Below are 26,618 nucleotides of genomic sequence, written 5' to 3'. Positions count from 1 at the left end.
CCCTGTCCGCGGAGCCCTAGTGGTGGTGGCGATGCGGCTCGTCGGCGAGGAACTCGAGGAACAGGGCCGCCGATTCGGCCGGTTTCTCGAGCGTTGGCAGATGACCGCAGTCTTTCAGGACGTGGAAATGGGCGTGCGGCAGATCATCGGCCAGGCCGCGGCCGATCTCGACTGGCACAATCGCGTCATCCTTGCCCCAAAGCACCATCGCCGGCATGTGCAGCGCACCGAGGCGTGACGTCGCTTCCCGGCGTGTGGCAAGCGCGGTCGCCTGTGCGGCACCGGCCTTGCCACCGATGTGATGGGCCATGGTTTTGAAGACATCGGCACAAGCAGTCGCATCCTGACGCACCACCAGCCCCGCCAGCATATCGATCACGGCATCGGGCTGCGCGGTCAGACCGCCCGCAAGATCGGGACCGCCGGTTTGCGGCGCGGCCGGATCGCAGCCCATCAACCACAGAGCGCTGACCCGTTCGGGGGCCGCGAGCGCCACCTCGAGTGCCAGATTGCCGCCATAGGAGGTGCCAACCAGCGCGAAGCGCGCCGGTGCCTGGCTCAGGATATCCGCGACGCTTTCAGCGAGATCGGCGCGGGGCGAGATCATCACATGGGCGTTGATTGCGTCGCCGGCGGCCGTGATCACGTCGCGATAAAGGGCTTCGTCACACAGCAGGGCGGGGATAAAAACGACGTCCGTAGCCATCGGGTCTGCCTCCTTGTGGCCGGCACTCTGGTTGCGCGGCGATTGGTTCTATGCTGGCATCCACTAAGGCCCTTTCGAAATAAGTTTCAAGGATGGAAACCCGCCATGAGTGAAGCACCACGGTTCGAGCTGTTCGCGTTCTGGCGTACCTCCGCAACGTATCGCGTAAGGGTCGCGCTGAATCTCAAGGGCATTACAGCGGAGGAGCGGATCGTCGACATCGATGCAAACGAGCAGCGCAGTGCGGCGTTTCTGGCGATCAATCCACTCGGCGCCATCCCGGCGCTGATCGATCGCGGCGCCGGGCAATCCCGCGCGCCGCTCACGCAGTCACTTGCGATCCTTGAGTTCCTCGACGAGGAATACCCCGAACCCGCACTACTGCCGCCTGATCCACACGGGCGTGCGCGCGTGCGCGCCATCGCCGCAATGTTGGCGGCGGACACCCATCCGCTGATCACGCCGCGCGTCAAAAAATACCTCATTGGCACCGGCAGTTTTGATGATACGGCGTGGCGCGCGTGGCAGATTCACTGGTTCACCACCGGCTTGCAGGCGGTGGAGCACCGGCTGGCGACCGAGGCGGCAACCGGCAATTTCTGCCACGGCGATGCGGTGACGATGGCTGATATCTGCCTTGCCAGCATCATCGCGGTCATGCGGATTTTCCGCATCGACGTCTCCGATATTCCGACCATCGAACGGATCATGCGCAATTGCGAAGCGCATCCGGCATTTGCGATGGCCGATCCGATGATTCAGGTTGGGGCGCCGCGCTAACGGCAGCTGGGGCAGCCCCGAAGATCGACACGCGCTCACCGGCGATCAGGCCATGATACGCGGCATCGTTGGTGTTGATGCCGCGGAGGAACGGCAGGTCGTTGCGGGCCTGATCGTAGCTCGTACGAAAACACGCCATGAGCCCCGTTTGGAAGGTCAACCCCGGATATTGTCGCGGTGCCTCCAGTTGCTGAAAGCCAAAGCGACGGTACATCGGCATATGGTGGGCCCGGACCGCATTGAATACGACATCCACATCCCGATCGAGGATCAAGTAGCCCACAGTGCGAAACAACGCGAAAAGAACGTCCAAGTCTCTGGTATATCCGGGAAGCCGCGCGAGTTTGCCGATCTCGACGGCACGGGGGCTGCGACCGTCGAAGCGTATGCGATTGAGCGCCGAATTGATTTCGGGCTCAAAGATTTCCATCGCCTGCACGCAGTGGTAGTCTGTGTCGCTCCGCTCAGGCTCGTAGGACGCAATTCTGATTGTCGCGACCGCAACACCGTGTTTGAATACCAGAGTTGTCTGACAGTTTGATCGCTCATCATACGCGTCAGAAAATATTCCGTTCTCCCTCTGCGCTACAAAACCATAGGAGTTGTAAGCCTCATATCTAATGCGATACGCCGCTTCCTTTGACTGGCAACTTAAAGCAAGTTGAGCCTCGAGTTGTTCATTGTGATGCGGACGTAACCTGGAGGTGGGAGGCTTAACCGTCTCAGGCACGAAATAGAAACAATCCATCTTTGCTTACCACTGCTAATTGTATGAGCGGGCAATGATAGCCGGAACCGGATTGTTTGGAATAAATTAAGCGTATCTTAACTTACAATCTGTCTAACATGAGGGGCACTAGATACAATAGTCGATGCAGATTCTGAATTTAATTGCAAAATCTCACCGTTCATCTAAAAATATCGACGGTATCTCGGAGGACGTTCGACGTCAGATCGAGCTCTCACAACTTGGGGTGCGAGCAACACTGGCGCCACGGATGGGCCTAACCGGCTTTGTTGTCGCAGCGGCCCTTTCATGGAGTTTTTGGGATCACTACGATGCGTTCGCCCTCCGCGGCGGTCTAATCGGCGTCTTCGCCACCTACATCGGCTTGTTCGCCGTCTCGGCATCCTGGTGGCGCGATCATCGCCGCCACGAACGCCTGAAACGCTATCAGTTCCTGTTTTGTGTAACAGCGGGTCTGATCGGTATCTTTTGGTCGGTTGTCATCATATTCGGGTTGCAGGACGCTAACCTGGTTCAGACGAGCACGTTGTACGCCCTTGCAGTCGCGTTGATGTCAGCGCCCGCATTTTCCGGACCCGCCCTCTACGCATTCGCACTGTGGACCCCCATCACAATCGGCGCGTTCCTGGCGATCATGATCGATGCGGCGACTCCGCCCATCCCCAGCCTGGTCGGGCTGCTCAGCTACGCCTTCCTGACCTTCACTTCGATTTTGTCCGTGAACGCCAGCACCATCGATCGCGAACTCAAGCGCATCGAGGCTGAGCGCCAGAATGCATTGATCGGTCTGCTACTGCGCGATTTCCAGGAAGGCACGAGCGACTTCCTCTGGGAAGCCGACGCCAATCTCGACCTCGTGCGCCCCTCGGCGCGGTTTGCCCAAGCCGCCTTCACGACCGAGACCGAACTCGCCGGCACATCGGTGATCCGCTTCCTTACGGACCATCGTGCCCGCTGCGCCAACCAGACCAACGATGGCGTTGTCGCGACCTTGATCGACCACGTCGGCCGCCGCCAACCTTTCCATGAGCAAAGGGTCGAACTGAGTTTTGGCACTGAAAATCGTTGCTGGTCGATCACTGGCAAACCGATCATCGGCGCGGACGGTCAATTCATCGGCTATCGCGGCGTCGGGTCCGACGTGACCGCAATCCGCGAAGCAGAGCGTCAGATCGACCACATCGCCCGCCACGACAAGCTGACCGGCCTTGCCAACCGGATGAGCTTCGATGCCGCCCTCGCCAGCCTGTGCGCGAACCCGGCCACCGGGGCGGCACTGCTCTGCATCGACCTTGATCATTTCAAGTCGGTTAACGACCGGTTCGGCCATCAGACCGGCGATGCCCTGCTAGTGGCGGTGGTGCAGCGCATTCTGGGGTGCGTACGCGAACATGACCGGCCGTTCCGCCTCGGTGGCGACGAATTCGGGATCATCCTGCCAAACACCGACCAAACTGTGGCCGACGGCATCGCCGCCCGGATCGTCGAACGCCTCGCTCAACCGTTCCGGATTGATGAGGTTAATCTAACGATCGGCGCCTGCGTCGGTATTGCCATGGTTACGACCGCGGATCAGAATCCCGTGGACGTCTACCACGCTGCCGACCTGGCGCTCTATCGCGCGAAATCCGAAGGACGCGGCACGCATCGCGCCTTTGCCGCCGAATCGAAAAGCGAAGCTGAGCGGGCTCGCGATTTGAAATTCGCCCTGAACAATGACCTCGACCTTCGCGCCTTCTATCTGGAGTACCAGCCGATCGTGGCTCTCGCGGACGGGCGCCTGACCGCTGTTGAAGCACTGGTGCGGTGGGATCATCCGACCTATGGCGTTTTGCGTCCTGATTTTTTCATCCCGGAAGCCGAACACAGTGGCGCCATCATACCAATCGGCCGCCACATCATCGCGATCGCCTGCGCCTTTGCAGCGACCTTACCGGATGACGTGTCCGTTGCAATCAACCTCTCCGCCGTACAGGTCCATGATGCCGAACTGGTTGACACAATAGCGAGCAGTCTTGCGCGCAACGCTCTCGCCGCCAATCGCATCGTGTTCGAACTGACCGAAACCGCGATTCTAAACATCACGCCCGAAACAGTCGCGACCCTCGATCGTATCAAGGCGCAGGGGTGCCGACTGAGCCTCGATGACTTCGGCTCCGGTTTTTCGTCGATCGCGACTCTTTACTACATCCCGTTCGACTGGCTGAAAATAGACCGTTCACTGATCCACGACGCCATGGGTGATCGTCGACGTGGAAGCATCCTTCGGAATATCACGCACCTGGCGCGTGACCTCGGCATGCATGTCACTGGCGAGGGCGTGGAGAACGACCAGATGAAAGCGGCGCTCGTCGAACTCGGGTTCGATCACGGCCAAGGCAGCCTGTTTTCGCCGCCCCTGCGCGACGCCGCGCTCCACGCTTGGTTGACAGGTCGGAAGCAGGTCCTGATGGGCGAAACCGCCGCCTGACCGGCCGGGCATACCCAGCACCCCAAACCATGATGACGGTAAAGCAATGTACCGCATCTGGAAACTGCGGCGTCGAATTTTAAATAGTTGAATTCGATCGCAACAAAACAAAAGGAGACGTGCGGATGTTCTATTGGGGTGGCGGCTTAGGTACAGTTATTATTGTTCTGCTTATTTTATGGCTGCTGGGGGTTATTTGAATCACGGACCGCTGGTTCGCACAGTGAAGTGACGAACGCAATCACGCGCCGGGTGCCGAAACACCCGGCGCGCGCATTTTCAGCAATCGTTGCCCCGCAGGGCGAACGATTGGACAATTTTATTTTTTAACGCAAAAGTCGTGGTACATTCGCTCGTGTAGGCCTCAGCCGGAAAGCTGCCGCCGTAGAATGGCCCATAAAACGGTCCGTAAAATCCACCAAAGCCGCCATAGCCGAATGAGCCTGACTCGTAATGGAAGGATTTGTGGACGTAAGCGAAGTACGTGACACCTCCGACATGAATTCGTCGATCCGGCACGCCAAGCTGGGCAACCAGCACCGACTCCGGGCGACCAACATAGCCAGACATCTGTTCGGCAAGGCTCGGGCCAACCGCGCAGCCGGCCAATGAAATAGCCGCGAGCGGGGCAGCCAGGATCAGCTTACGCATCGTGCGCTCCATCAGGATGAATTCTATTTATGTGATATGGTATTGATCTGGTGTAACCCCAGTGTTTCGGAAGAATTTCACAACCATAACACCTCCGTGATCCGCGCAGCGCCGGTCGCGATCATCGCCAGCCGATCGAAGCCGAGCGCAATGCCGGCACAGGGTGGCAGCATTGCCACGGCGTCCAGCACCTCTTCGTCAAGCGGCCAGTCCACCGTGGCGTTGATGGCATGACGCCGCGCACGGTCATGCTCGAACCGGGCCCGCTGCTCATCCGCATCGGTCAACTCGACGAAGGCATTGGCGAGTTCGATGCCGCACACATAAAGCTCGAACCGTTCGGCCACCCGGGCATCGGCGGGGTCGCGTCGCGCCAGGGCCGCCAGCGGCGCCGGCCAGCCGGTCAACACGCTCGGCATATCGCGCCCGAGTTTCGGCTCGATATGGGCAAGCATCAGCCGAAAGAACAGATCCTCCCAGGTCTCGCCAGGCCGGCGCGGCGTGCGCGCGTCCGCCGCCAGACGATCCGCATCGCTCACACTCGCCAGCACGTCGATGCCGAGGTGACGCTCGAACGCCGCAGCGACGCTGATCACCTCGACCCGATCGAGCAGCGTCGTCACGCCCCGGCAGGTCACCACCGGCGGCAGCACCGCGCGCAGAAACGCAATCGTCTCGGCGATCAGCTCAGACATCGAAGCGTCGGGCCGATACCATTCCAGCATGGTGAATTCCGGCGCGTGGGTTGCCGAACCCTCACCATTGCGCCAGACTCGCGCCAGTTGGAAAATCCGCCCCGCCCCGCCGGCCAGCAGCTTCTTCATCGCAAATTCCGGGCTGGTGTGCAGCCATAATGGCTCGACCGACCCATCCGGCGCGCTGCGTGCGGTCGCGAACGCGGCGAGATGCACCTCTTCGCCCGGTGCTGGCACCGCGTAAGGCGTTTCGACCTCCAGATAGCCGCGCGCGGCGAAAAAAGCCCGCGTTGCCTGGGTTAGCCCCGCGCGCCGGCGCAAATAGGGCAGGCGGGCGGCCAATCGTTCGGGATGCCAGGGGCGTGAAGGCGTGTCTTGTGCGGTCATGCATCAGCGGATAGCACCGCAGCATGAGTTTGCGCACACTCCGCACCCCCGAAGACCTGATCGCGGCCGGCCTCGTCCCGCCGGCCGCGCGGGCAGCGCTCACCGCCGTCGCCGCGCGTTACGCCACGGCAATCCCACCCGGCATGGCCGCGCTGATCACCGCTCGCACCGACCCGATCGGCCTGCAATTCATCCCCGATCCGGCAGAACTGACGCGGGCCGCCCATGAAAGCGCTGATCCGATCGGCGATGATGCGCTCTCGCCGATCAAGGGCATCGTCCACCGCTACCCCGACCGCGCGCTGTTGAAACCAACCCTGGCGTGCCCGGTCTATTGCCGCTTCTGCTTTCGGCGCGAGCATGTCGGGCCGGACGGCGGTGTCCTGAACGACACCGAACTCGATGCCGCGATCGGCTGGATCGCGGGTCATCCGGCCATCGCCGAGATCATCCTGACCGGCGGCGATCCGCTGATCCTGTCGCAACGACGGCTCGATGACATCCTTACCCGCCTCTCCGCTATCAGGCATGTCAAGCGCCTGCGCATTCACACCCGCGTGCCGGTGGCCGCGCCGGAACGCATTACCGGCGCCCTGGTCGAGACCCTCGATACCGAGACGCCGCTGTTCATCGTGCTGCACGCCAACCACGCCAGCGAATTCACCGCTGCCGCGCGGGACGCACTGGCCCGCCTGCGCTACGGCGGCATACCGGTCCTCGGCCAATCCGTGCTGCTGCGCGGCGTCAATGATTCCGAGGCCGCGCTACGCGATCTGTTCGAAACCATGCTGTCCTGCCGGGTGAAACCCTACTACCTCCACCAGCTCGACCCCGCACCCGGCACCGCCCGGTTTCACGTGCCGATCGCCGAAGGCCGCGCCCTGCTCGCCGCGCTGCGCGGCACGGTTTCGGGCACCGCTCTGCCGCATTACATCCTCGATGCGGCGGGCGGGAAGACCGTGTTGGGCTGAGGGGTGTAAGGAAGGAAGCGCTTCTTTTTTGAAAAAAAGAAGCAAAAAACTTTATTTGATCTGGGGTACGGGTGTTGTCGCGGGCACGGGCCAGAATTAAGAAAGTTTTTTTGCTTCTTTTTTGTTCACAAAGAAGAAGAGACCTCCTCTGCTGTCCCCTGCCTGTTCGTCCGCCAGCCCGGCACAGTTGGCCGACCCATCGCCTTGTGCTAGGCGCGGCGGATGGCGGAACCCCTGATTGCCGTGCTCAACGGCCCTAACCTCAATCTGCTCGGCCTACGCGAGCCGGAAATCTACGGCATCCAGACGCTCGACGATCTGGAGGCGGTGTGTGCCGAGGCGGCCGAGCCGTTGGGCCTTGCCATCGATTTCCGCCAGACCAACGGCGAGGGCGAGTTGATTACCTGGGTCCAGGAATGCCGCGGCCGGGCCGCCGGCATCATTATCAATCCCGCGGGCTATTCGCATACTTCGGTCGCGCTGATGGACGCGCTCCACGCGGTCGATCTGCCGATAATCGAGGTTCATCTGTCTAATATTTTCACGCGCGAGGCATTTCGCCACCATTCCTATATATCGATGGCAGCGCGCGGCGTGATCTGCGGGCTTGGGTTCACTGGCTACCGGCTGGCCTTGCAGGCGATTGCCGACATTGTGGAGCAGGAAGCATGAGTTTATCCTTCGACCCCGAAGCGCTGCGCCAGTTGGCAGCCTTGTTGAACGAGAGCGGTCTCGGCGAGATCGAACTGGAAGAGGGCGACCGGCGGCTGCGCCTCGCCCGCGCGGTGGCCCAACCATCAGCGATGATGCAACCGATGATGACGGCGCCGACGACCCCTGTCCCCGCACCCGCACCGCAGGTCGCGGCGGCGCAGGATATGGGCGTGCACCCTGGTGCGGTGAAATCGCCGATGGTCGGCGTCGCTTACCTTGCCCCCGAGCCGAGTGCCGCCCCGTTCATCACGGTTGGCGCCAGTGTCGAGGCCGGTCAGACGCTGCTGCTGATCGAGGCGATGAAAACCTTCAACCAGATCAAGGCGCCGCGTGCCGGCACCGTGAAGCAAATTCTGGTCACCGGCGGCCAGCCGGTCGAATACGACGAACCGCTGGTGATCATCGAGTAATGTTCAGCAAAATCCTGATTGCCAACCGCGGCGAAATCGCGCTCCGCGTCCAGCGTGCCTGCCGCGAAATGGGCATCGCTACAGTGGCCGTGCACTCGACCGCCGATGCCGATGCGATGCATGTACGCCTCGCCGACGAAAGCCTGTGCATCGGCCCGCCGCTCGCGCGCGATTCTTATCTCAATATGCCGGCCCTGCTCTCCGCCGCGCTGATCACCGGCGCCGAGGCGATCCACCCTGGGTATGGCTTCCTTTCAGAAAACGCCGATTTTGCCGAAATGGTGGAAGCCCACGGTCTCACCTTCATCGGACCCAGTCCCACCCACATCCGCATGATGGGTGATAAGATAACCGCCAAGACCACGATGGCCGAGCTTGGCGTACCGCTGGTGCCCGGGTCGGACGGCGAAGTGCCGGATGTCGAGGCGGCGATCGAGGTTGCCCGCCGGATCGGCTGCCCCGTGCTGGTCAAGGCGGCGGCCGGCGGCGGTGGGCGCGGTATGAAAGTGGCGCATACGCTCGATGAAGTGGCCGAGGCGTTTTCGACCGCGCGCGCCGAGGCCGCCGCCGCGTTTGGCAACAACTCGGTGTATATCGAAAAATACCTCGACCGGCCGCGCCATATCGAATTGCAGGTGCTGGGCGATAATTATGGCAAGGTCCTGCATTTCGGCGAGCGTGACTGTTCGCTGCAGCGCCGCCATCAAAAATTGCTCGAAGAAGCCGGCTCACCCGGCATCACCGCCGCCGAGCGCACCGCGCTCGGCGCCATTGCCACCCAGGCGCTCGAAAAATTCGGCTACCGCAACGCCGGCACGCTCGAATTCCTGTATCAGGACGGCCAGTTCGCCTTCATCGAAATGAATACCCGCCTGCAGGTTGAGCATCCGGTGACGGAAATGGTCACCGGCGTCGATCTGGTGCGCGAACAAATCCGCATCGCGTTTGGCGAACCGCTCGGCTACGACCAGTCCGGCGTGACAGTGTCCGGTCACGCGATCGAATGCCGGATCACCGCCGAAGATCCCGAAACCTTCGCGCCGTCGCCCGGCACCGTCACCATGTTCCACGCGCCCGGCGGCCTTGGCGTAAGGCTCGATTCGGCGCTCTACGCCGGCTATCGCGTGCCCTCGCACTACGACAGCCTGGTTGCCAAACTGATCGTTCACGGCCGCAGCCGCCCCGAAGCGATCGCCCGTATGCGCCGCGCACTGGAAGAATTCGCAATCGCGGGAATCAAGACTACGATTCCGTTGCATTTGCGGATTCTGGCGAACGCGGAGTTTCAGAGTGGGGACTATAGCATCCACTGGCTGGAACAGTTCGTCGCGGCGAACAAGGCATAAAAACGACGTCTATCGTCTACTGAAAAGACTGGCCTCCGCTGCTTCAATAGCGCGACCAACCACCATGCCATCGGCAGCGTGTTCGTCGCGCTGACCGATCTCATTTGCATGCGCACCGAAGACGCCACGGGCTCACGATCCTCCGGCGCGCATCAAGGTCGGAGCGTGGATACGCTGTAACCACCCGGCAGCACCAAGCCGCTCGCGCTGCCCCTCGCCCTGATGATCGATGGCAGGGCGAGGCCCACGCCACCAACCGTACCGATCGCGCGCACCGCCTTTGGTGGTGGCCAGGGAGCCATGCCGCGCATCCAATAGGCCGCGTTTTGTCGCGCCGCACAATTCGCTTGCCAGCAAGTTTATGTCACCATAGCTTGCCCCAGCGGCTCGGCGCGTAGCCAAAACGGATCGGAGCGAAACTTGAAAAAATTCAGTCGGCTGTTGGTGGCGAATCGGTCCGAAATCGCCATTCGCGTATTCCGGGCGGCAGCCGAATTGGGGATTCGGACAATCGGCGTCTACGCCGAGCAGGATAAACTGTCACTTCATCGCTTCAAGGCCGACGAGGCTTATCTGATCGGCAAAGGGATGGGCCCGATCGAGGCATATTTATCGATCGAGGAAGTTTTGCGCGTTGCGGTCGAGGCGCGGGTGGATGCGATCCATCCGGGTTATGGGTTCCTGTCGGAAAATCCCGACTTCGCGGAGGCCTGTGCGGATGCGGGCATCGTCTTCATCGGCCCGCTGCCCGCGACCATGCGGACGCTGGGCAACAAGGTCGCTGCGCGCAACCTGGCCGTTTCGGTCGGCGTGCCGGTGATGCCCGCGAGTCCGCCGTTGAGCGATGACGATACGGCGACCCATGCGATCGCGGCCGAGATCGGTTACCCGGTCATGCTCAAAGCCTCCTGGGGCGGCGGCGGGCGCGGCATGCGGCCGATTGCGGCGGCGGCCACGCTGATCGATGAGCTGAACACCGCGCGGCGCGAGGCGAACGCGGCGTTCGGCAATGATGAAGTCTATATCGAGAAACTCGTCCAGCGCGCGCGGCATGTCGAGGTGCAGTTGCTCGGCGATGCGCATGGCAATCTGGTGCATCTGTTCGAGCGTGACTGCACCATCCAGCGGCGCCATCAAAAAGTTGTGGAACGCGCGCCGGCGCCGTATCTTGATGCTGCGACGCGGGCTGCGCTGTGCGAGGCTGCGCTCGCGATCGGCCGGGCGACCGATTATCGCAATGCCGGAACGGTCGAGTTCCTGCTCGATCGCGATACCAACAAATTCTACTTCATCGAGGTCAACCCCCGGATTCAGGTCGAGCACACGGTCACCGAAATGGTCACCGGCATCGACATCGTCAAAGCCCAGATCAAGGTGGCCGAAGGTGGCCATATCGGCGATGTCGGCGAAACCGGCGTGCCGCCGCAGGCCGACATCGTGCTCGATGGCCACGCCCTGCAATGCCGGATCACCACCGAGAATCCCGAGAATAATTTCATCCCCGATTACGGCAGGATTTCGGCCTATCGTGGCGCGTTCGGCTTCGGCATCCGCCTCGATGGCGGCACCGCCTATTCGGGCGCAGTGGTAACGCGGTTCTACGATGCGCTGCTGGAAAAAGTGACCGCCTGGGCCCCCTCGCCGGGCGAGGCGACGGCGCGGATGCTGCGCGCGCTCCGCGAATACCGCATCCGTGGCGTCACCACCAACCTGCCGTTCCTCGAGGCCCTGCTGACGCATCCAGCGTTCCAGGCGGGCGATTACACCACACGGTTCATCGATACCACGCCGGAGCTGTTCACTTTGCCGAAGCGCCGCGACCGGGCGACGCGACTGCTGCGTTATGTCGCGGATGTGACGGTGAACGGCCATCCCGATGTCAAAGGCAAGCGCAAGCCGCTGGCCTCGGCCCGCACGCCCGATGCGCCGCGCATCGCCGGCAAACCGGCGGATGGCACGAAACAATTGCTCGATCAGCTGGGACCGGTGGGGTTTGCCGCCTGGATGCGCCAGCAATCGCGCGTGCTGATCACCGACACGACGATGCGCGACGCCCATCAATCACTGCTGGCGACCCGGATGCGCAGTTACGACATCATTGCCGCGGCCCCCGCCTACGCGGTCGGGCTGCCCGGGCTGTTCTCGCTGGAATGCTGGGGTGGGGCAACGTTCGATGTCGCGATGCGGTTCCTGACCGAAAGCCCGTGGGAGCGGCTGGCCGCGATCCGCGCAGCCGCGCCCAACATATTGCTGCAGATGCTGCTGCGCGGTGCCAATGGCGTCGGGTACACCAATTACCCCGACAATATCGTGCGGTTCTTCGTCCAGCGCGCCGCGGCGAACGGGATCGATCTGTTCCGGATTTTCGACTGTCTCAACTGGGTCGAGAACATGCGCGTCGCGATTGATGCGGTACTCGAAACCGGCAAGCTCGCCGAGGGGGCAATTTGTTACACCGGCGATATCCTCGACCCGACGCGCTCGAAATATTCGCTGAACTATTACGTCGATCTGGCAAAACAGCTTGAGGCGGCCGGCTGCCATATCCTCGCGATCAAGGACATGGCCGGCGTGCTGAAACCCTCGGCCGCGGGCGTGCTTGTGCGGGCATTGAAGGACGCGGTCGGGCTGCCGATCCACCTGCATACGCATGATACATCCGGCATTTCGGGCGCCACCGTGCTCGCCGCGGTCGAGGCTGGGGTGGATGCGGTGGATGCGGCAATGGACCCGATGTCCGGCCTGACCTCACAGCCCTGTCTGGGTTCGCTGGTCGAGGCATGGCGGCATACCTATCGCGATACAGGGCTCGATCCCGATGTCATCCGCGATCTGAGTTTTTATTGGGAGGCCGTGCGGGCGCAGTACGCAGCGTTCGAGAGCGACCTGCAATCGGGTGCGTCCGAAGTGTATCTGCATGAAATGCCGGGCGGGCAGTTCACCAATCTGCGCGAGCAGGCCGGCTCGCTGGGCCTGGCCGAGCGCTGGCACGAAATCTCGCGCACCTATCGCGACGTGAACATGATGTTCGGCGATATCGTGAAAGTCACGCCCTCGTCGAAAGTGGTGGGCGACATGGCGCTGATGATGGTCAGCCAGGGGTTGACAGTCGGCGATGTGCTCGACCCCGCCAAGGAGATCGCGTTTCCGGCCTCCGCAGTCGAGATGCTGCGCGGCGATCTGGGCCAGCCGCCGGGCGGGTGGCCCGGGCTGTTGCAGGCCAAGGCACTGCGTGACGAGGAACCCTACATCGTGCGGCCAGGGTCGCTGCTGCCGATGGCCGATCTCGAGGCATTGCGCGCCACTGCGACCGAACAATGCGCCGGGCCGGTCGATGACGATGGTCTGGCGGCCTATGTGATGTATCCACAGGTCTACACGGGCTATTGCGCGGCGCGGCGGACCTATGGACCGGTCGGCGTGCTGCCAACGCCGGTATATTTTTACGGCATGCAGCCCGGCGATGAAATCGCCATCGAGATGGAGGCGGGCAAGACGCTGATCCTGCGCCTGCAGACGATGAGTGAGACCGATGAGGACGGCAATGTCCGGGTGTTTTTCGAACTCAACGGCCAGCCGCGTGTCGTTGTGGTGCCGAACCGCGCGGTGAAGCCGACCCGCGCTGCAAGGCGCAAGGCCGATGACGGTAAGGACGGCGAGATCGGCGCGCCGATGCCGGGCACCGTCGCCAGCATCATGGTGCGCGAGGGGCAGTCCGTCAGCCAGGGCGACGCACTGGTCGCGATCGAGGCAATGAAAATGCAGACCCGCATCGCCGCACCGCGCGATGGCAGCGTCAGGGCGCTGCATGTGAAGCCGGGTGAGGCGGTGGAGGCTAAGGATTTGTTGGTGGAAATGGCGTAAGGGAAGGGAAGGAAGCGCTACTTTTTTGAAAAAAAGTAGCAAAAAACTTTTCTTAATTTGGGTCGTCGGCGCGTAAACGCCGGGGACCCAGGGAATAGAAGTTTTTTTGCTTCTTTTTTTTGAAAAAAAGAAGTACTCGCTTAACTCTCAAACCCCGTACACCGCCGCCCCTGAATCATCGACAAAAACTCCCGCCGCGTCGAGGGATCATCGCGGAACGCGCCGAGCATGCGGCTGGTGACCATGGCGACACCGGTTTTATGGACGCCGCGGGTGGACATGCATTCGTGGCCAGCCTCGATCACTACGGCGACGCCGCGGGGTTGCAGGACCTCGTTGATCGTGTTGGCGATCTGGGCAGTGAGTTTTTCCTGGATCTGCAGGCGCTTGGCATAGGCATCGACCACGCGGGCGAGCTTGCTGATGCCGACCACCCGGCGGTTCGGCAGGTAGGCGACATGCGCAACGCCGATGATCGGCACCATGTGATGCTCGCAATGGGATTCCAGGCGAATGTCGCGCAAAATCACCATCTCGTCATAGCCTTCGATTTCCTCGAAGGTACGGGTCAGGATTGCTTCGGGGTCCTCGGCATAGCCACGAAAGAAATCCTCATAGGACCGGGCAACCCGCGCCGGCGTGTCGAGCAGCCCCTCGCGCGCCGGGTCGTCACCGGCCCATTGGATCAGCGTACGGATCGCGGCCTCGGCTTCGGCGCGACTCGGACGATCGGGGTGTCCCGCGTTATCCAAGTGATCGAGCGGGGTATGAATATCCACAGGCAGTCTCCCATCATTGACATGCGAGATGTATTCAACAGCCCGCTCCACACGGCATATGGTCGGCACTTGCGACCCCGCAACCCGATGAGGTTGCCATGATTTGTGGGCCGATCATCAGTGCAGCCGCTGGTCGGCGTGCGGACTGTCGAGGCTGAACGCCGGGATCGCGATGTCGAATGGTTCACCGCTATCCACCGCGACCATATGGAACAGCCCGGTCATGAACCCGCTGGGCGTCTCGAGCGGTGTGCCCGAGGTGTATTCGAACGTCTCGCCCGGATCGAGTACGGGTTGCTCACCCACGACGCCCGGGCCGTGAACCTGCTGGATATGACCATTGGCATCGGTGATCATCCAGGTCCGGCGCAGCAATTTCATGGTGACGATGCCAATGTTCTCGATCTTGACCTGATAGGCCCAAACGAAATGCCGCTCCTCCGGCCGGGATTGATCTTCAAGGAAAATCACCCGCACCGACACGCGAATGCCCGATGTTTCACGTTGGTAGAGGTTATTAGCGGTTTGCGGACGGATCGGTGCCATCGTCGTTATCCTCATAGTCCTCGAAAGCGCAAGCTCCGGAGGGGTACCGCATCCGATGGCGATCGGTGCGGGGTCACTTGCTGTAATCCCGCAGCGCGTTGGAAACAAGCCGCTTGCTGTTGGTTGCGTGCCTGAGGGGGCGTGACCGGCACGGTGATCCGGGTTAGGAAACCACGATGATCCCAGCATCGAAAGCGCTGCGGCGCGCGGCCTGTTCGTTGGTTCTGTTCCTGTCGTCATGCGCCGGCGGCGTCGCCGGATCCGCATCCGCCCCCGCCGGGTCAGGGACAATGTCCCTCTACGGCGCCTTCATGGCCGGCAGCTACGCCGCCGGCACCGGGCACGAAGCGGCGGCGGCAAGCCTGTTCGCCCGGGCAATCGCGCTTGATCCCCACAATCAGGCCCTGTTGCGCCAAGGGTTCGTAACCGCCCTGCTCGCCGGCAGCCCCGATGCGCCGGCGCTCGCCGCGAAACTCGGCACCGATCCACTCGCGATCATGGTGCGCGGTAACGCGATGATGCAGGCCGGGGACGATGCCAAGGCGGCGGCCATATTTGCGACGATGACGCCGGATGGCGTGACCGGCCTGATCCGCCCCCTGCTGGTCGCCTGGGCCGAAGCCGGCGCTGGCGAGACGGATCGCGCGATCGAACTTCTGCAGGGGCTGGACACCACGCCGCCGTTCGGGCCGGTCTACGCGCTGAACGCCGGACTGATCGCCGATCTGGCCGGGCGGGAAGTGCAGGCTGCACCGTTCTATGCAAAGGCGGAGCAGGCGTTCGAGGCGCCCAATCTTCGCCTTGCCGAGGCGATTGCGAGTTTTCAGGCACGCCAGGGCCACCGCGGCCGTGCCGATGCCCTGCTCGTGCGCATGGTTGCCAGCCATCCCGATCTTTCACTGGCGCTGCGTGCGCTCGAGCAAGATGCGGCGACGCCGATGATCAGATCAGCCAAGGACGGGGTGGCTGAAGCCTATCTGACGCTGGCAGGATCAATCAATCAACCCCAACAGGTGCTGCTGCGCCAGATTCTGCTCGGATTCGCACTCATCCTGCGGCCTGATCTGACGGCCGCGCGGCTGGTACGGGCCGACCTCGACGTTGCGCTGAAGCAACCTGAAAAAGCCGCCGCCGATCTGGCAAAAATCGGCCCGAATGATCCGCTCTACGGTCCAGCGGTGATGCAGCGCGGCCAGATCCTCGATGGGCTGGGCCAGGGCACACCACTGCTGCCAGCCCTGACCGCACTGGCAAAGGCGCATCCCCACAATACGGCACCGCTGGCCCTGGCCGCCGATATCGAGCGCGACGTCGGCCATTTTCACGCCGCGCGCATTCTATATTCCCGCGCGCTGGCACGGCTGGCGCCGAACCCGCCGGGCAATGCCTGGGCGCTGTATTACGGCCGGGCGATCGCGGAGGATAAGCTGAAGGACTGGCCTGCCGCCGAGGCCGATCTGCACCGCGCGCTCGCCCTGCAACCGGGCCAGCCCTTCGTGCTGAACTATCTGGGTTATTCCGATGCCCTGCACGGGGTGCATCTGGCGCAGGCACAGAGCATGATCGAGCAGGCGTTGCAGGTCGATCCGAACGAGGGCGCGATCATCGACAGCCTGGGCTATGTGCTGCTGCGGCGCGGCAAGATCGCCGAGGCGATGAAGGTACAGATCCGCGCGGTGCAGGCCGCACCGGACGATGCCGAGGTCAATGCACATCTGGCCGATATTTTCGCCGCCGCCGGCGATCGGCTCGCGGCCCGCAACCAATGGGCGCGCGCACTGGCGCTCCACCCGGACAAGGCGGAGGCTGCGAAGATCGAAACGCATCTGAAACATGAAGCTGCAGGGTCGTGAACCGATGAGCACAATCCTGACCGAACGCGCACGCGCCAAGGTTAATCTGTTCCTCCACGTGGTCGGACGGCGGGCAGATGGGTTTCATCTGCTCGACAGCCTGGCGGTGTTTCCCGGCGTGGGCGACCGCTTGAGCATGACCCCGGCCTCGGCGCTGAGCCTCGCGGTGACCGGCCCGTTCAGCGACGGGCTGGCCGCGGAGCCGAACAACCTGGTGCTCCGCGCGGCGCGCGGGTTCGGCGCATCCATGGGCCGACCGGCGAATTTTGCGTTCCGCCTGACCAAGAACCTCCCGGTGGCATCGGGCATCGGCGGTGGCTCGGCCGATGCCGCGGCAGCGTGCCGGTTGATCGCGCGGCACTGGAATTGCCCGCTGCCCGATTTCCTCGCCGAACCGCTGGGGGCGGATGTGCCGGTGTGCATCGCCAGCGAACCCGCGCGGATGGGCGGGATCGGCGAAGTGCTGACCCCGGCACCAAACCTGCCCCCATTCGGCATGGTGCTGGTGAACCCCGGGGCGGCCGTGGCGACCCCGGCGATTTTCAAGGCGCGCAGCGGCGGGTTCTCACCGGTCGCATCACTGCCCGGCGGGTGGGACGACGCGGCAACGATGGCGCAGGATCTCGCGCGTTTGTCGAACGATCTGGAAACACCGGCAATGGCGATCGCACCCGCCATCGGCACCGTGCTGGACGCGCTGCGCACCGATCCCGCCTGCCTGCTCGCACGGATGAGCGGATCGGGCGCAACCTGCTTCGGGCTCTACGCCGATGGCGCGGTGGCGGCACGGGCGGCCGAACGCGTCGCCCGGCCGGGATGGTGGACCTGGGGCGGCAATGCGCTCGGCTAGCCGCAGTTTCATACGCCATCCGCTTCGTATGCAGGAGCGCTTATGATCGATCTGCGCGATCCGTCGTGCGATGCCGCGGCGGTGCGCCGCGCACTCGATCTCGCACCCCACCCTGAAGGGGGCCATTACCGGGAGGTCTGGCGCGATCGGCCCGCATCCGGCGGGCGCGGTGCTGCAACCAGCATTCTGTTTCTGCTGGACTCCGCTGAACGCTCCCGCTGGCACAAGGTCGATGCGGCGGAGTTGTGGCTGTGGCAGGCGGGCGCGCCCCTGGCACTGGGCGTCTGCGCGGCGGACGGCGTGCCGTATCGGGTCCGGCTCGGTCCCGATCTCGCGCAGGGCGAGACGCTGCAGCACACGGTCCCGGTCAGTGCCTGGCAGGATGCAAGCAGCCTGGGGCGCTGGACCCTCGTCAGTTGCGTCGTCGCACCCGCATTCGAATTCGCTGGTTTCGAAATGGCACCCGCTGGCTGGGCGCCCGGCAATTAGCGGGAAGCCCGGTTCGGGCTAGGCCGCAACCATTTCGGTATCGAGCGCATAGCCGGCGGCGCGCACGGTGCGGACCAGGTCGAGTTCGTTTTCACCGTTGATCGCCTTGCGCAGGCGGCGGATGTGCACATCGACCGTGCGGGGTTCGACATGGATGTCCCGGCCCCACACCGCATTCAGCACATCCTCGCGCGAGAACACCCGGCGCGGGTGGCGCATGAAGAATTCAAGCAACCGGAATTCGGTTGGCCCGAGGTGCAGCACCTTGCCGGCCCGCGTCACCTTATGGGTGGTCGGGTCGAGTTCCATATCGGCGAACTGCAATGGCGCTTTGGCGGGGGCGGCACCGGTACGGCGGAGCAGCGCGCGGATGCGCGCAACCAGCGCTTCCGGCGAAAACGGCTTGGTGATGTAATCATCGGCGCCGGTTTCAAGGCCGCGCACCGCGTCCTGGTCTTCCGCGCGGGCGGTGAGCATGATCACCGGCAGGCTGCGCGTGGCCGGGCGGCGCCGGAGTTGGCGGCAGAGCTCGATGCCGGACAGGGTCGGCAGCATCCAGTCGAGCAGCACGAGGTCGGGCGGAGTTTCGGTGATTTTGGTCAACGCTTCGTTGCCGTCGCCGGCTTCATCGACCCGGAAGCCGCTCTTTTCGAGATTATAGCGCAGCAGCGTGACCAGCGGCGCTTCGTCTTCGACCACGAGCACCAGCGGGCGGTTGGATTCACTCACGACAGACTCCATCGGTAAAGTGCACTCACGTGTCGGTACGCGGCATGTACGTCGCGGAGAGATCGCCCTTGGGCCGGTTGTCCGGCAGGGTTTGACCGGTCGCCGCGTAGTAGGTCAGCTCGGCCACGTTGGTTGCATGATCGCCGATCCGCTCGAGGTTTTTCGCGATGAACAGCAGATGAGTGCACGCGCTGATGTTGCGCGGGTCTTCCATCATGTAGGTGATCAGCTCACGAAAGATCGTGGTATAGAGATCATCGATCATCTGATCCGCCCGCCAGACCGCCATGGCTTTCTGCGGATCGGCCTCGCCGATCGCATCGATCGTCGATTTCAGGTTTTCCTGCACCAGGCGCGACATCTGCGCGAGGCTTGCGAGCGGATAGGCTGGCGCCGCCTGGTTCAGAATGATCGTGCGCTTCGCGACATTGGCGGCATAATCGCCGATGCGCTCGAGGTCGGTGGTGACTTTCAGCGCTGCCACGACCTGACGCAGATCATCCGCGACCGGCTGACGCAGCGCGAGAACGCGGATCGCGAATTGCTCAATCGCGCGCTCCTCTGCATCGACGCGTGCATCGAACTCGACGACGCGGGCGGCCATCACCGCGTCGCGCGAGAGCAGGGCGGCGGTCGCGTCGGCCAATTCGGTCTCAATCAGCCCGCCCATCGCCGCGATCATGTCGCGCAGACGGCCGAGATCGGCTTCGAAGCTCGTTAGAATATGGCGGGATTCGTCAGGCATGGCGATGCTCCTCAACCGAACCGGCCGGTGATGTATTCCTGGGTGCGGCGTTCGCGCGGGGCGGTGAACATCTGCGTCGCGTCGGCCACTTCGACCACTTCGCCGAGATAGAAAAACGCCACCCGATCCGCGCAGCGGCCGGCCTGCTGCATATTGTGAGTGACGATGACGATCGTGAAATCGCGTTTCAGCTCCTCGATCAACTGCTCGATTTTCAGCGTCGAAATCGGGTCGAGCGCACTGGTCGGCTCATCGAGCAGAATGACCTGCGGCCTGACCGCGATGGTGCGGGCAATGCACAGGCGCTGCTGCTGCCCGCCGGACAGGGCAAGCGCCGAATTGTTCAACTTGTCCTTCACCTCGCCCCACAGGGCGGCGCGCACCAGCGATGATTCCACCCGTTCGTCCATTGCGCTGCGCGAGAGCCGCTCATGCAGCCGCACCCCGAAGGCGACGTTCTCATAAATCGACTTCGGAAACGGCGTCGGTTTCTGGAACACCATGCCGACGCGCCGGCGCAGGCGATTGATATCCATGCCGGGCGCGATGATGTTTTCACCATCGAGCATCACCTCGCCCTCGGCGCGCTGACCGGGGTAGAGATCGTACATGCGATTGAGCACGCGCAGCAGCGTCGATTTACCGCAGCCGGATGGGCCGATCATCGCGGTGGTCTGGCGGTCGAGAAAATCGATCGAGACCGATTTCAGCGCCTTGGTGGCGCCGTAATAGAAATCGAGATTGCGGATCGCGATGCGCGGTTCCTGAGACAGGGACTGCGCCATCGGTACGATGCGGGCGGCGGCTTCGGGCATCAGCAGGCTCCGTCTTGATGCGACAGCGTCGGAAGGAGCGATGTCATGGTCATGACACCGCTCCTTAAGCCCCTATCATGCCACAGTTGTGACAGTTCGATGAAGCTTTTGTGACAGATAGGCTCCCTCAGCCCGCGCTCGGCAGCTTTGGCTGCTTGACCAGCCGCAGATACGGCTTCAACGTCTTGAAACCAGCCGGGTAGCGTTTGTGTGCCTCTTCATCGGACACCGAGGTGATGATGATGACGTCATCGCCATCCTTCCAGTTCGCGGGCGTCGCGAGTTTGTCGGAATCCGTCAGTTGTAACGAGTCGATCACCCGCAGGATCTCATCGAAATTGCGCCCGGTCGCCATCGGATAGGTCAGGATCAGCCGGATCTTCTTGGCCGGGTCGATAATGAACACCGAGCGCACCGTCGCCGTCGTGCTGGCATTCGGATGGATCATTTCGTACAACCGACTCACTTTGTGGTCATGATCGGCAAGGATCGGGAAATTCACCGACTGGCCCTGAGTCTCCTGAATATCCTTCGCCCAGCCGACATGGTTCTCCCCGGTATCGACCGACAGGCCCACCGGCTTGACATTGCGCTTGTCCCACTCGGGCTTGAGCCGCGCGACCACACCAAGCTCAGTCGTGCAGACCGGCGTGTAATCGGCCGGGTGGCTGAACAGGATGCCCCAGGAATTACCGAGGTACTCATGGAATTTGATCCGGCCCTCCGAGCTGTCCTGCTCGAAATCAGGGGCGGTATCGCCGAGTTGCAATGACATGGGCATGGCTCCGATCATCAGTTGTGCGCTGCACATAATACTTTGGTCCCGACTCGCCAACCGGACCGGCACCGATGCATCGGCGATCGCCCATCCTTATATCCAGCCACGGATATCAATGGGGATCATCATGAAACTGCGCGCCGTCTTGCTGCTCTGCCTTACCGCCCTGGCGCTATCCGGCTGCGGGTTGTTCGCCGCGCCGTGCCGGGTGACGTCCGCGGGCCTGAAAATCGTGCCGCTGGTCGGCCCGGTCGCCGCCGCACCGACCGATGCCTGCGCCAATGTAATCGACCCGACGCCGACCCGCAGCTGATCGGCGCAGGGTCAGGCCTCGAGCGCCACCGACAGCGCGATATTGGCCCGAAATGCCGCCTGTGCTTCGGCCAACACGGCAGCGGTGGCATCGGCATCAAGGCAGACGGCGTCGATCGCCTCCCGATAGGCGCGCCGGAACGCGGCCAGATCGGCAATTGCCTCGAAGCGGTAGAAGGCGAGTGCAGTATCATCGAGACCGAGCGTGGCGGCCAGACGGCGCTGGAACACCTGGCCGCCGTTCAGATCGCCGAGGTAGCGGACATACGCATGGGCAACCAGCAGTGCAGGGGCGTCCTCTGTCGCGTGGGTGATCCGCTCGGCGTAAGCCCGTCCGGCATCCATCAGCGGCAGCGTGCCTGCCCAGTCGGGACCGGCGAGCATTGCCAGATCGCTTTGCAGCGCCGCGGCGCGATATACCGCCGGCCGCGCCAACGCCCGCAGGCAGGGGTGATCGCAATGCCGTTCCAACCCCTGTTCGATCCGCTGATAGGCGGGCAGCAGATTGCGCAGCAAACCGGCATACTGCCCACGTGTAATCGTGCCGCGCAGCATGTGCGCGACAATGCCTGAACGTTCCGCTTCCCGGTGAAGATCGTGTGTCGCATGCCGCAAGGCGGTGGTGAGCGCCGGGGAGACGTCGGTCGATCTTGCTTGGTCGACCGGGAAAACCAGGCTATCATCCATAAAACATTGATTGAACCGGTTATGACCACTGTCAACCTGACCCAGCCTGATCTTACGTTGCAGCTGGATCGAAACGGCGTCATTCGCGACACCACATTGTCGGACCGCATCGAAACCGGCGGATTGCAGCCCTGGCATGGCCGACCGTGGAGCGAAACGGTGACCGCATCGGGTTTCGCGACGATCGAACGCATGGTCAAGGACGCCTGGCACACTGGCGTTTCCGCCTTTGCGCCGGTCAATCAGCTGTTTCCGAGCGGGGCGGAACTGCCGTTGGAATACACTACGGTCAGGCTCGGCGGCGACGCCGGGTTGCTCGCGATCGGCCGGCGGTTTCATGTGGTTGCCGATCTGCAAAGCCGCCTGATGGCGGCGCAGCAGGCGATGGAGCGCGACCACTGGCGGCTGCGCGATGTCGAGCGCCGCTATAATCTGATGTTCAATGGCGCGAACGATCCCTTGCTGCTGCTCGACGCGGCAACGCTGCGCATCACCGAGGTCAACCCGGCGGCGGGCCGCCTGCTCGGGGTCGGCCATGATTGGAGCTTCATCGATCAGATCGCGAAATCGTCGCAGCCCACCTTTCACGCTATGATCCAACGCGCCCGTACCGATGGGCAGGCGCCCGGCGTGGTCGTGCAACTCGGCAGCCCGCGGGAATCCTGGATCGTGCGCGCATCGTTGGCCGATGGCGGAGTGGCGCCGTCGTATCTGCTGCATCTTACCCCGCTCGCGGCCGCTCCGCGTGGCATCGCGTTGCCGGACCGCAATGCCTGCCCGGCCCTGATCGCGCGCCTGCCCGAGGCGTTCGTAATTATCGATCGCGATGGGACGGTACGCCAGGCCAATGCCGCCTTCATCGACCTGATCGAGGCGGCGAGCGAAGCGGCCGTGCTCGGGGCGCGGCTCGATCGCTGGCTCGACCGGACCGGTAATGATCTGGCCATGGCGCTCGAGCTGATCCGCAGCCACGGCAAGCTGATGAGCATGCCATCGGTGGTCCACGGCGAATACGGGGCGGTCGTCGAAGTCGAGATCTCGGCGGGAACCGACGATGGCCTGATCGGGTTGCTGATCCGCGACACCGCGCGTCACGCAACACCGCCCCGGTCGGGTGGCGTCAATCCGTTACAGGCGGCGCTGGCCGCGCTGTCGCTATCGGTTGGATCGACCACCATCCACCACGCCGTGGACCAGACCGTGGCGGCCGTCGAGCAACATTTCATCCGCACCGCCCTCACGCAGACCGCGGGCAACCGTAAGGCGGCGGCGGCGTTGATCGGTCTCAGCCGCCAGAGCCTCTATCTGAAAATGAACCGCTACGACTTGGAATAGCGCCAACCGACCGCAATGTAACGCGCGGCAGCAGCACGGGGAGGCACGCCATGATCCAAAAATTCGTGCCCGCACCGGCTTTCGGCGAGGCCGATCTTTCGAACTGCGAACGCGAGCAGATCCATCTTGCCGGATCGATCCAGCCGCATGGTGCGCTTTTGCTATGCAGCGAACCGGCCCTGAAGATCGTGCTGGCGAGCGAAAACGCATCCGAATTCCTCGGCCTTGTTCCTGCGGGCGAACATCCCACCCCGATCGGCATGGCGCTCGACGAGCTGCCCGGGACTCTGGCCAGCCGCATCCGCCCGCAACTGCGCGCCCCGTTGCGCACCCAACCACTCAGGCTGCGCTGTACCATCGGGACGCCCCCGCGCGCCATCAATGCCATGATCCACCGGCCCGCGGGCGGTGGCGTGTTGATCGAACTCGAACCGGCGGGGCCGGTCATCGATGTCGTCGGGCCGATCGAAGCGGCGTTGCAGACCATTCTCGGCTCGGTCTCGCTGGCGAGCCTGTGCGACGAGACGGCGCGGATCTTCAAGGCGCTGACCGGCTATGATCGGGTCATGGTCTACAAATTCGACGATGAAGGTCACGGCCATGTGTTCGCCGAACAGCGCGAACCGGGGCTCGAGCCGTATCTCGCGAACCGCTATCCCGCAAGCGACATTCCGCAGATCGCCCGCCGGCTTTACGAGCGCCACAGGGTACGCATGCTGGTGGATGTCGCGTTCAAGCCGGTCAGGCTGCATCCGGCGCTCTCGCCGATCAGCGGCGCACCGCTCGATATGTCGCTGTGCGCCTTGCGCAGCTCATCGCCGATCCATGTGCAATATCTGCAGAACATGGGGGTACGTGCAACGCTGGTGGTGTCCCTCATGGTGGGCGGGCAGCTCTGGGGTCTGATCGCCTGCCACCATTACGCGCCGTTCTTCGTCGCTCCGGACATTCGCGCCGCCTGTGAGTTCCTGGCCGAAGCCGTCGCAACCCGCATTGCCGCGTTCGAGAGTTTCGTGCTGGCGCAGGCCGAGCTAGCGGCCCGGCGGCTGGAACAGCGCATGGCCGAAGCGTTGTCGCGCGAGGGCAACTGGAAAAGCGCGCTGTTCGACAATCCGCCATCGCTGCTGCACCCGGTGCGCGCCACCGGTGCCGCCCTGCTGTTCGACAACGAGGTCACGGTAACCGGCGATGTGCCGGGCACGCAGGACATCCGCGCCATCGGCGCCTGGCTCGACAGCCGGGCGCCACAGTCTGGCGCGGAACCGACCAAGCTTGATCAGGCCATGATCATAACCGCGTCGCTCGCCGGTGAGGCCCAGCAATTCGAGGCGATTAAGGCGGCGGCGAGCGGGGTGCTCGCGGTATCGCTGTCCAGCGAACCCGGCACCTATCTGATCTGGGTGCGGCCCGAACAGGTGCGCACCGTCACCTGGGGCGGCGACCCGACCAAGCCCGTCACGATCGGGGACACACCGGCCGACCTGTCGCCGCGCCGCTCCTTCGCGCAATGGCATCAGGTGATGCGGCTGCAAAGCGAACCATGGACCGAGGCCGATATCGCCGCAGCCCGGCTGATCGGCGCCATGGTCAGCGACGTGGTGCTGCAATCACGCTCGGTGCGCATGCTGATCGCACAGGATCAGCTCGAACGCGTCCGCCGCGAGGTCGCCGTCTCGACCCAGCCGGTGATCGTGGCCGACGTCAACGGTGATATCCTGTTGATCAACCGCGCCTTCACCGCCCTGGTCGCCGGCGCCAACCATCCGCTGCAATCCCTCAGCGACCTGCCGCCCCTGTTCGTCGATGCCGACTCCGTGGCCGACCGGTTGCAGGCGCTGCGGACACACCGGCTCAGCTGGCGCGGTGAAATTGCGATCCGGCGCGACAGCGGCGAAGCGCTGCCCCTGCTGATCCGCGCGGACCCGATTTTGGCCACCGCAGACCGCGTGCTCGGTTTCGCGCTGATCATGAGCGACATGTCCGAACAAAAGGCCGCAAGCGTGGCACGGCGACGTTTTCAGGATGGCATCATCGAACAGAACCGCACGCTCAGCGGCCTGATCGCCTCAAAAGAGGACATGGTCGTGCAGACTCTGCTGAAATCGGTCTTCGAAAACGCCCAACTCGCCGCCCTTGAAATCACCGACCGGCTCGACCCGTCACGTATGCCCGAAATGCTCGAAAGCGTTCGCGATTCCGTCCGCCGCACGACCGCCGTGCTGCAGAACCTGTTCATCCATGATCCGCCGGGCGACGAGGCATGATCCCAACCGCCTCGATCGAGCCGGGCGCGGCAGACAAACCAAGCCGATCGACCCGCCCCGAAAACAGCGCGCTCTCACGGGTCTACTCCCGCTGATCTTTCGCAGCCTCCGCCGCGCGGTCCCGCTTCAGGCTCCGCCGCACCGAAACCAGCGACCAGACCGCCCCGGCCAGGACAACGAGTTCCAGGCCACCGAATTCCAGAAACGTCGCGTAATGGCCGAACAGCTTCAGCATACGGCTCAGTCGATCGGTTCAAGCGTCCGAGCCGGTTCGTGCTGCTTGGCCGCCGGCCGGGGTATCAGCTCAGGCGGCAGCGCAGGCAGGCGCGGCGCGGGCGGGGGTGCCGGTTCGCTGCTGCCCTGACTGGGTTCGGCGACCGGCTGCATCTTGAGCTGAATCCAGATGCCATAGGCCGCGATCACGGCGATCAACCCGCCGAAATCGACCAGCGGAAAAATGCGCGGGCCGCCAAGCGCGTAGTACATGAAACTGGTCTTCACCGCCGCATAGGCCGCGGCGATCTGCAAGATCGGCCGCATGATCTCGCCGGCGGCGAAAATCATCGGGTTGATCGGCTCATACGCCTCCAGCCGCTTCAGCCGGCGGGCGCGAATCCCGTGCAGCACGAAGGCCGCAGCGGTCAGATAGAGCGAAAGTCCGATGGCGGTATCCAACATAGGTCGATCCTCCTCG

Annotated in this window: 26 protein-coding genes; 13 read left to right on the top strand and 13 right to left on the bottom strand. The window is 63.3% G+C overall.

The window, feature by feature from the left end; all coding sequences use genetic code 11:
• Positions 1 to 16: 16 nt before the first annotated feature.
• Positions 17 to 706: an alpha/beta fold hydrolase gene (locus AruPA_RS07345; protein WP_265636012.1), complete on the bottom strand. Its 690-nt coding sequence runs from the start codon at positions 704 to 706 to the stop codon at positions 17 to 19.
• A 105-nt stretch (positions 707 to 811) separates the two neighbouring features.
• On the opposite strand from AruPA_RS07345, the gene maiA reads away from it, so the two are divergent.
• Positions 812 to 1,486 carry a maleylacetoacetate isomerase gene (gene maiA, locus AruPA_RS07340; RefSeq protein WP_265636011.1) on the top strand — a complete coding sequence of 225 codons (675 nt, stop codon included), beginning with the start codon at positions 812 to 814 and terminating at the stop codon, positions 1,484 to 1,486.
• Here the strand turns inward: maiA and AruPA_RS07335 are convergent.
• Positions 1,413 to 2,234 (bottom strand): N-acyl amino acid synthase FeeM domain-containing protein, encoded by an 822-nt coding sequence (locus AruPA_RS07335; RefSeq protein WP_265636010.1) that lies wholly within the window; start codon positions 2,232 to 2,234, stop codon positions 1,413 to 1,415. The genes maiA and AruPA_RS07335 overlap by 74 nt on opposite strands.
• A gap of 250 nt (positions 2,235 to 2,484) precedes the next feature.
• Between AruPA_RS07335 and AruPA_RS07330 the strand changes: the two genes are divergently transcribed.
• The gene (locus tag AruPA_RS07330) at positions 2,485 to 4,704 is read left to right on the top strand and encodes a bifunctional diguanylate cyclase/phosphodiesterase (protein ID WP_265636009.1); all 2,220 of its coding nucleotides are present in this window, start codon (positions 2,485 to 2,487) and stop codon (positions 4,702 to 4,704) included.
• Between the two features lie 279 nt (positions 4,705 to 4,983).
• On the opposite strand, the gene AruPA_RS07325 is transcribed toward AruPA_RS07330, so the two are convergent.
• Positions 4,984 to 5,355 carry a hypothetical protein gene (locus AruPA_RS07325; RefSeq protein ID WP_265636008.1) on the bottom strand — a complete coding sequence of 124 codons (372 nt, stop codon included), beginning with the start codon at positions 5,353 to 5,355 and terminating at the stop codon, positions 4,984 to 4,986.
• Positions 5,356 to 5,432: 77 nt separating this feature from the next.
• Complete coding sequence (gene epmA, locus AruPA_RS07320; RefSeq protein WP_265636007.1) at positions 5,433 to 6,437, bottom strand: EF-P lysine aminoacylase EpmA; 1,005 nt, start codon at positions 6,435 to 6,437, stop codon at positions 5,433 to 5,435.
• 23 nt (positions 6,438 to 6,460) lie between these two features.
• Between epmA and AruPA_RS07315 the strand changes: the two genes are divergently transcribed.
• From AruPA_RS07315 to pyc, 5 genes are all read left to right on the top strand, one after another.
• Positions 6,461 to 7,408 carry a lysine-2,3-aminomutase-like protein gene (locus tag AruPA_RS07315; RefSeq protein WP_265636006.1) on the top strand — a complete coding sequence of 316 codons (948 nt, stop codon included), beginning with the start codon at positions 6,461 to 6,463 and terminating at the stop codon, positions 7,406 to 7,408.
• Positions 7,409 to 7,630: 222 nt separating this feature from the next.
• Positions 7,631 to 8,080 (top strand): type II 3-dehydroquinate dehydratase, encoded by a 450-nt coding sequence (aroQ, locus tag AruPA_RS07310; RefSeq protein ID WP_265636005.1) that lies wholly within the window; start codon positions 7,631 to 7,633, stop codon positions 8,078 to 8,080.
• Positions 8,077 to 8,532: an acetyl-CoA carboxylase biotin carboxyl carrier protein gene (accB, locus tag AruPA_RS07305; RefSeq protein WP_265636003.1), complete on the top strand. Its 456-nt coding sequence runs from the start codon at positions 8,077 to 8,079 to the stop codon at positions 8,530 to 8,532. Before aroQ ends, accB begins: the two co-directional genes overlap by 4 nt.
• Entirely contained in the window at positions 8,532 to 9,878 is a 1,347-nt protein-coding gene (accC, locus tag AruPA_RS07300) for an acetyl-CoA carboxylase biotin carboxylase subunit (RefSeq protein WP_265636001.1), read from the top strand. The genes accB and accC overlap by 1 nt, the downstream gene beginning before the upstream one ends.
• Positions 9,879 to 10,298: 420 nt before the next feature.
• The gene (gene pyc / locus AruPA_RS07295; RefSeq protein WP_265636000.1) at positions 10,299 to 13,742 is read left to right on the top strand and encodes a pyruvate carboxylase; all 3,444 of its coding nucleotides are present in this window, start codon (positions 10,299 to 10,301) and stop codon (positions 13,740 to 13,742) included.
• Between the two features lie 140 nt (positions 13,743 to 13,882).
• Here pyc and folE read toward each other — a convergent pair whose 3' ends face one another.
• Together folE and apaG are read right to left on the bottom strand one after the other, a co-directional pair.
• On the bottom strand, positions 13,883 to 14,521 hold the full coding sequence (gene folE, locus AruPA_RS07290; protein ID WP_029311420.1) for a GTP cyclohydrolase I FolE: 639 nt from the start codon (positions 14,519 to 14,521) through the stop codon (positions 13,883 to 13,885).
• A gap of 117 nt (positions 14,522 to 14,638) precedes the next feature.
• A complete protein-coding gene (gene apaG, locus AruPA_RS07285) occupies positions 14,639 to 15,067 on the bottom strand; it encodes a Co2+/Mg2+ efflux protein ApaG (RefSeq protein WP_265635996.1) in 429 nt (142 codons plus the stop codon).
• A 176-nt stretch (positions 15,068 to 15,243) separates the two neighbouring features.
• Here apaG and AruPA_RS07280 point away from each other — a divergent pair, with 176 nt between their 5' ends.
• From AruPA_RS07280 to AruPA_RS07270, 3 genes are read left to right on the top strand one after another with little or no spacing between them, the layout of a single operon-like run.
• Positions 15,244 to 16,920, top strand: a complete 1,677-nt coding sequence (locus AruPA_RS07280; protein WP_265635993.1) for a hypothetical protein — start codon at positions 15,244 to 15,246, stop codon at positions 16,918 to 16,920.
• Positions 16,901 to 17,770 (top strand): 4-(cytidine 5'-diphospho)-2-C-methyl-D-erythritol kinase, encoded by an 870-nt coding sequence (locus AruPA_RS07275; protein ID WP_408858582.1) that lies wholly within the window; start codon positions 16,901 to 16,903, stop codon positions 17,768 to 17,770. Before AruPA_RS07280 ends, AruPA_RS07275 begins: the two co-directional genes overlap by 20 nt.
• Before the next feature lie 42 nt (positions 17,771 to 17,812).
• Positions 17,813 to 18,259, top strand: a complete 447-nt coding sequence (locus tag AruPA_RS07270; protein WP_265635989.1) for a cupin domain-containing protein — start codon at positions 17,813 to 17,815, stop codon at positions 18,257 to 18,259.
• Positions 18,260 to 18,277: 18 nt separating this feature from the next.
• On the opposite strand, the gene phoB is transcribed toward AruPA_RS07270, so the two are convergent.
• The 4 genes from phoB to AruPA_RS07250 all read right to left on the bottom strand — a co-directional run bounded on the left by phoB (position 18,278) and on the right by AruPA_RS07250 (position 21,323).
• Positions 18,278 to 19,000 carry a phosphate regulon transcriptional regulator PhoB gene (phoB, locus tag AruPA_RS07265; RefSeq protein WP_408858581.1) on the bottom strand — a complete coding sequence of 241 codons (723 nt, stop codon included), beginning with the start codon at positions 18,998 to 19,000 and terminating at the stop codon, positions 18,278 to 18,280.
• Between the two features lie 13 nt (positions 19,001 to 19,013).
• On the bottom strand, positions 19,014 to 19,733 hold the full coding sequence (gene phoU / locus AruPA_RS07260; protein ID WP_265635984.1) for a phosphate signaling complex protein PhoU: 720 nt from the start codon (positions 19,731 to 19,733) through the stop codon (positions 19,014 to 19,016).
• Between the two features lie 11 nt (positions 19,734 to 19,744).
• A complete protein-coding gene (gene pstB, locus AruPA_RS07255; RefSeq protein WP_265635983.1) occupies positions 19,745 to 20,548 on the bottom strand; it encodes a phosphate ABC transporter ATP-binding protein PstB in 804 nt (267 codons plus the stop codon).
• 127 nt (positions 20,549 to 20,675) lie between these two features.
• The gene (locus AruPA_RS07250; protein WP_265635982.1) at positions 20,676 to 21,323 is read right to left on the bottom strand and encodes a peroxiredoxin; all 648 of its coding nucleotides are present in this window, start codon (positions 21,321 to 21,323) and stop codon (positions 20,676 to 20,678) included.
• A 4-nt stretch (positions 21,324 to 21,327) separates the two neighbouring features.
• On the opposite strand from AruPA_RS07250, the gene AruPA_RS07245 reads away from it, so the two are divergent.
• Entirely contained in the window at positions 21,328 to 21,639 is a 312-nt protein-coding gene (locus AruPA_RS07245; RefSeq protein ID WP_265635981.1) for a DUF6726 family protein, read from the top strand.
• Between the two features lie 11 nt (positions 21,640 to 21,650).
• On the opposite strand, the gene AruPA_RS07240 is transcribed toward AruPA_RS07245, so the two are convergent.
• Positions 21,651 to 22,325 carry a heme oxygenase (biliverdin-producing) gene (locus AruPA_RS07240; protein WP_265635980.1) on the bottom strand — a complete coding sequence of 225 codons (675 nt, stop codon included), beginning with the start codon at positions 22,323 to 22,325 and terminating at the stop codon, positions 21,651 to 21,653.
• Between the two features lie 21 nt (positions 22,326 to 22,346).
• Here AruPA_RS07240 and ppsR point away from each other — a divergent pair, with 21 nt between their 5' ends.
• Together ppsR and AruPA_RS07230 are read left to right on the top strand one after the other, a co-directional pair.
• Entirely contained in the window at positions 22,347 to 23,660 is a 1,314-nt protein-coding gene (ppsR, locus tag AruPA_RS07235) for a transcriptional regulator PpsR (protein WP_265635979.1), read from the top strand.
• Between the two features lie 50 nt (positions 23,661 to 23,710).
• A complete protein-coding gene (locus AruPA_RS07230; RefSeq protein WP_265635978.1) occupies positions 23,711 to 25,924 on the top strand; it encodes a GAF domain-containing protein in 2,214 nt (737 codons plus the stop codon).
• An 82-nt stretch (positions 25,925 to 26,006) separates the two neighbouring features.
• On the opposite strand, the gene AruPA_RS07225 is transcribed toward AruPA_RS07230, so the two are convergent.
• Both AruPA_RS07225 and AruPA_RS07220 read right to left on the bottom strand, forming a co-directional pair.
• Positions 26,007 to 26,159: a hypothetical protein gene (locus AruPA_RS07225; RefSeq protein WP_156038111.1), complete on the bottom strand. Its 153-nt coding sequence runs from the start codon at positions 26,157 to 26,159 to the stop codon at positions 26,007 to 26,009.
• A 5-nt stretch (positions 26,160 to 26,164) separates the two neighbouring features.
• Positions 26,165 to 26,602 (bottom strand): hypothetical protein, encoded by a 438-nt coding sequence (locus AruPA_RS07220; RefSeq protein ID WP_265635977.1) that lies wholly within the window; start codon positions 26,600 to 26,602, stop codon positions 26,165 to 26,167.
• Positions 26,603 to 26,618 lie beyond the last annotated feature (16 nt).

The organism is Acidiphilium sp. PA, from assembly GCF_026191915.1.
GTDB lineage: Bacteria > Pseudomonadota > Alphaproteobacteria > Acetobacterales > Acetobacteraceae > Acidiphilium.
Note: the sequence above shows the minus strand (reverse complement) of the source record. Positions and strands in the feature narration are given on the sequence as shown.

What these genes read in the sequence shown, in the direction of transcription:
- AruPA_RS07345 (WP_265636012.1), bottom strand. Translation starts at nt 706, where the DNA reads ATGGCTACGGACGTCGTTTTTATCCCCGCCCTGCTGTGTGACGAAGCC.
- maiA (WP_265636011.1), top strand. Translation starts at nt 812, where the DNA reads ATGAGTGAAGCACCACGGTTCGAGCTGTTCGCGTTCTGGCGTACCTCC.
- AruPA_RS07335 (WP_265636010.1), bottom strand. Translation starts at nt 2,234, where the DNA reads ATGGATTGTTTCTATTTCGTGCCTGAGACGGTTAAGCCTCCCACCTCC.
- AruPA_RS07330 (WP_265636009.1), top strand. Translation starts at nt 2,485, where the DNA reads ATGGGCCTAACCGGCTTTGTTGTCGCAGCGGCCCTTTCATGGAGTTTT.
- AruPA_RS07325 (WP_265636008.1), bottom strand. Translation starts at nt 5,355, where the DNA reads ATGCGTAAGCTGATCCTGGCTGCCCCGCTCGCGGCTATTTCATTGGCC.
- epmA (WP_265636007.1), bottom strand. Translation starts at nt 6,437, where the DNA reads ATGACCGCACAAGACACGCCTTCACGCCCCTGGCATCCCGAACGATTG.
- AruPA_RS07315 (WP_265636006.1), top strand. Translation starts at nt 6,461, where the DNA reads ATGAGTTTGCGCACACTCCGCACCCCCGAAGACCTGATCGCGGCCGGC.
- aroQ (WP_265636005.1), top strand. Translation starts at nt 7,631, where the DNA reads ATGGCGGAACCCCTGATTGCCGTGCTCAACGGCCCTAACCTCAATCTG.
- accB (WP_265636003.1), top strand. Translation starts at nt 8,077, where the DNA reads ATGAGTTTATCCTTCGACCCCGAAGCGCTGCGCCAGTTGGCAGCCTTG.
- accC (WP_265636001.1), top strand. Translation starts at nt 8,532, where the DNA reads ATGTTCAGCAAAATCCTGATTGCCAACCGCGGCGAAATCGCGCTCCGC.
- apaG (WP_265635996.1), bottom strand. Translation starts at nt 15,067, where the DNA reads ATGGCACCGATCCGTCCGCAAACCGCTAATAACCTCTACCAACGTGAA.
- AruPA_RS07280 (WP_265635993.1), top strand. Translation starts at nt 15,244, where the DNA reads ATGATCCCAGCATCGAAAGCGCTGCGGCGCGCGGCCTGTTCGTTGGTT.
- AruPA_RS07275 (WP_408858582.1), top strand. Translation starts at nt 16,901, where the DNA reads ATGAAGCTGCAGGGTCGTGAACCGATGAGCACAATCCTGACCGAACGC.
- AruPA_RS07270 (WP_265635989.1), top strand. Translation starts at nt 17,813, where the DNA reads ATGATCGATCTGCGCGATCCGTCGTGCGATGCCGCGGCGGTGCGCCGC.
- phoB (WP_408858581.1), bottom strand. Translation starts at nt 19,000, where the DNA reads ATGGAGTCTGTCGTGAGTGAATCCAACCGCCCGCTGGTGCTCGTGGTC.
- phoU (WP_265635984.1), bottom strand. Translation starts at nt 19,733, where the DNA reads ATGCCTGACGAATCCCGCCATATTCTAACGAGCTTCGAAGCCGATCTC.
- pstB (WP_265635983.1), bottom strand. Translation starts at nt 20,548, where the DNA reads ATGCCCGAAGCCGCCGCCCGCATCGTACCGATGGCGCAGTCCCTGTCT.
- AruPA_RS07250 (WP_265635982.1), bottom strand. Translation starts at nt 21,323, where the DNA reads ATGTCATTGCAACTCGGCGATACCGCCCCTGATTTCGAGCAGGACAGC.
- AruPA_RS07245 (WP_265635981.1), top strand. Translation starts at nt 21,328, where the DNA reads ATGGCTCCGATCATCAGTTGTGCGCTGCACATAATACTTTGGTCCCGA.
- AruPA_RS07240 (WP_265635980.1), bottom strand. Translation starts at nt 22,325, where the DNA reads ATGGATGATAGCCTGGTTTTCCCGGTCGACCAAGCAAGATCGACCGAC.
- ppsR (WP_265635979.1), top strand. Translation starts at nt 22,347, where the DNA reads ATGACCACTGTCAACCTGACCCAGCCTGATCTTACGTTGCAGCTGGAT.
- AruPA_RS07230 (WP_265635978.1), top strand. Translation starts at nt 23,711, where the DNA reads ATGATCCAAAAATTCGTGCCCGCACCGGCTTTCGGCGAGGCCGATCTT.
- AruPA_RS07225 (WP_156038111.1), bottom strand. Translation starts at nt 26,159, where the DNA reads ATGCTGAAGCTGTTCGGCCATTACGCGACGTTTCTGGAATTCGGTGGC.
- AruPA_RS07220 (WP_265635977.1), bottom strand. Translation starts at nt 26,602, where the DNA reads ATGTTGGATACCGCCATCGGACTTTCGCTCTATCTGACCGCTGCGGCC.